A 2,769-nucleotide genomic window follows, 5' to 3' on the forward strand; every position below is an offset into this window, starting at 1 on the left:
GCGCCCAGCGCCTCCCGCCAGCTGCGCAGGAAAGCCCCGCCGGCGTCGTCGTGGATAACGGACGCCCCAAGCCCCAGGTCCCCGGCCGTCAGGACCGGGTACGGTTTCTCCGGGATGCCGTCGGCCGGACGGACGTCCACGTGCTTGACTGCGTGGTCGTTGTGGTGGAGCCAGTCGGCCATGGCGTAGTCGGTGCGCGAATCGCCCACAGTCCGCCACGCCGCCGGCGTGATGCCCTGCGCGGCCAGCAGTTCCACTGCCCGGCTGGCGCCCAGGTCCTTCCCGAGCCGTACCGACTCGATGTCCGTGGAGATGATGGTGGGATCCACGCGGTAGTCCACCTCGTCGTCGGAATTGGGGGCGTGGTGGTCGAGCCGGACCACACCCAGCCCGTGCCGGGCCATCAGGTCCATCGCGTCGGCGTCAAAGAGTTTCTGCTCTGCAAGGTAGTCGGCACTGGGTACGTCTATGTGCTGCTCCACGGACACCATGGCGCGCTTGGTCTCGTCAAAGAACATGTGCTCGGCATAGTCCTCCGCCACCATGCGCCGGATGTCGTCCCCGTAAGCTGTGGGCACGGCGAGCTCCCGGTCCACGTGGATGGGGCCGGGTCCGGCCGCGGTGTAGCTGAACCAGACGGCGCCCTTTTCGCAGATGGCGTGGATGATGGTCCCGGCCGGGATTCCGGCGGCGATCATGGGTTCCATTACCTGTTCCCGGATGAAAGCGTCGGAGCGCCCCGTGTTGAAGACAACGGGGATTCCCGCCGCCGCGAGGGCAACCAGGTCATCGATGATCTCCCGCTTCACGTCCCGCGTCACCGGGCTGGCCACCGGCCCGTCCACATCGAGCAGCAGGGCCAGCGGCGGAATGGCAGGCGCGTGGATTCCGGGTGCGGACACGGCGGGGGACTCGGATGCTGTCATGCCTCTATTCTGTCAGCTGAACCTTCCGCAGCGCCCACGACGGCCTGGACCGGCAACAGCAGGTGGCTGGCGGGCCATGGTCACTGTTTGGCCACAACCTGCGGGAGGAACCGCCGGGTACTTTCGCTGGGCCCGCAGGATGCCTAGTGTGGCAAGGTGATATTTAAAGCTGTGGGCGAGGGCCGCCCTTACCCCGACCATGGTTATACGACGCCCAAGGAATGGGCGTCGCTCCCGCCGCGTCCGGTCCGGCTGGACGAACTGGTGACCACCAAGCGCACCCTTGACCTGGAAGCACTGCTGGCTGAAGATTCCACCTTTTTCGGCGACCTGTTCCCGCATGTGGTGCAGTACCAGGGAACCCTCTACCTGGAGGACGGGCTGCACCGGGCCGTCCGCACCGCCCTGCACCAGCGCACCGCAATCCATGCCCGTGTCCTGGTGATAGATGGCTAGGAAGAAGGAGCAGGACGTCAGCGTCCTCCACGGCCACCACGTCGTCAGCGGCCCGGAACTGCGTGCCACGTTTGGGGCAGCCCAGGCCGACGAAACAGCCCGTGTGCGCCGGCGTGTGCTGCACGGGGTTGTCCTGGTGCTCCTTGTGGGGCTCATCGCGGCGGCCATCATCACGGCGTTGGCGATCATCAACGGGCAGCTGAAGATCCCCTCGGCGGCGCCCGCGGAAGAAGCAGTGTCCACCTGCCCGGCCGCAACATTCGACTACGCCCCGAACGACCAGATCAACCTGAACGTGTACAACTCCACCAGCAGGCCCGGACTGGCACGTTCAGTGGCGGATGAGTTCCTGGCCCGGAAGTTCGTGGTGGGCGCCGTGTCCAACGTTGACGCGGGCTACCGCGGCGCCGCCGCCGTGATTTCGGGAGCGGCGGGGCAGTCCGCCGCGTTCAGCGTCCAGCGGAACCTGCCGGGCTCGGACTATTTCCAGGACAGCCGGACTGACGGGAGCGTGGACGTGATCCTCGCCCAGGACTACAAGGCGCTCACGCCGCCGGAACTCGTTGACCAGACCCCGGGAACCCTCAGCTGTCCGCGGGAAAGCCGCCGCATCGCGGATGACGACAAATGGCCCGTCCTTCCGTCGGCGGCACCCTCCCCGTGAACTTCGGCGGGTGGATCAGCCCGCCACAGCCGGAAGGGGACTCACCCTCACGGGGCGGCCGTCGTCGTCGAACCTGGCTCCGGCACCCAGCTGGATGAAGCGGACGGTCCTGGCCACGCGTGCTTCCAGTTCGGCGGGCTCGTCGCTGCCCCTGGCTGCGCTGGAGGACAAGGTCCCCAGGATGAGCTGCGCCTGCTGGTTGATATCGGCCGCCGGCAGGTAGCCCTGCTCCATTCCGTCCCGCAGGATGCCCTGCAGCAGGACGCTCAGCTCGCCAACATGGTCGGCGAGCTTGGCGAAGGACGACGGCGACAGCACGGCTCCCATGGCGGGTCCCGGCGGCAGGTGCCGGCGGCTGAGGTCGACCACCTGGGCGCGCACGTACAGGGCGAGCCTGTCCACGGGGTTGTCCAGCCGGCCCAGGGAGTCCCGCAGTTCGGAGAGGAACTTCTCGGTCTCATCGAGGGCATAGGAGATCAGCAGCTCCTCGATGTCCGCGTAGTAGTTGTACACGGCGGTCCGGCCCACGCCCGCGTGCCGGGCCACGTCCGTCATGGTGAGGCCGGGCAGGCCATGGGAAAAGAGGAGTTCGCCGAAGGCGGTGAGGATGCGGCGCTGGGTGTCCGCTCGCTGCTCGGCGTTGCTGGCCGCTGAAATCCTGGGCATACAGACACTTTACCGCGATGTGTCAGTAAACGCGCTGGGCATTTCCCGGGCGCCCTC

General features: G+C 67.4%; 4 protein-coding genes. 2 read left to right on the top strand and 2 right to left on the bottom strand.

The features are described from left to right. Window positions 1-926 (bottom strand): Cof-type HAD-IIB family hydrolase (locus tag HTS88_RS21845; RefSeq protein WP_174182274.1); only part of this gene is annotated, 926 nt, incomplete at its 3' end. Between the two features lie 156 nt (window positions 927-1,082). Between HTS88_RS21845 and HTS88_RS21850 the strand changes: the two genes are divergently transcribed. Next, on the top strand, window positions 1,083-1,382 hold the full coding sequence (locus HTS88_RS21850; protein WP_102976783.1) for a type II toxin-antitoxin system VapB family antitoxin: 300 nt from the start codon (window positions 1,083-1,085) through the stop codon (window positions 1,380-1,382). Continuing rightward, the gene (locus HTS88_RS21855; protein ID WP_174182276.1) at window positions 1,375-2,046 is read left to right on the top strand and encodes a LytR C-terminal domain-containing protein; all 672 of its coding nucleotides are present in this window, start codon (window positions 1,375-1,377) and stop codon (window positions 2,044-2,046) included. Before HTS88_RS21850 ends, HTS88_RS21855 begins: the two co-directional genes overlap by 8 nt. Window positions 2,047-2,061: 15 nt before the next feature. Here HTS88_RS21855 and HTS88_RS21860 read toward each other — a convergent pair whose 3' ends face one another. Continuing rightward, complete coding sequence (locus HTS88_RS21860) at window positions 2,062-2,712, bottom strand: TetR/AcrR family transcriptional regulator (protein WP_174182278.1); 651 nt, start codon at window positions 2,710-2,712, stop codon at window positions 2,062-2,064. Between the last annotated feature and the right edge of the window lie 57 nt (window positions 2,713-2,769).

Source organism: Pseudarthrobacter oxydans, from assembly GCF_013314975.1.
Taxonomy (GTDB): Bacteria; Actinomycetota; Actinomycetes; order Actinomycetales; family Micrococcaceae; genus Arthrobacter; species Arthrobacter oxydans.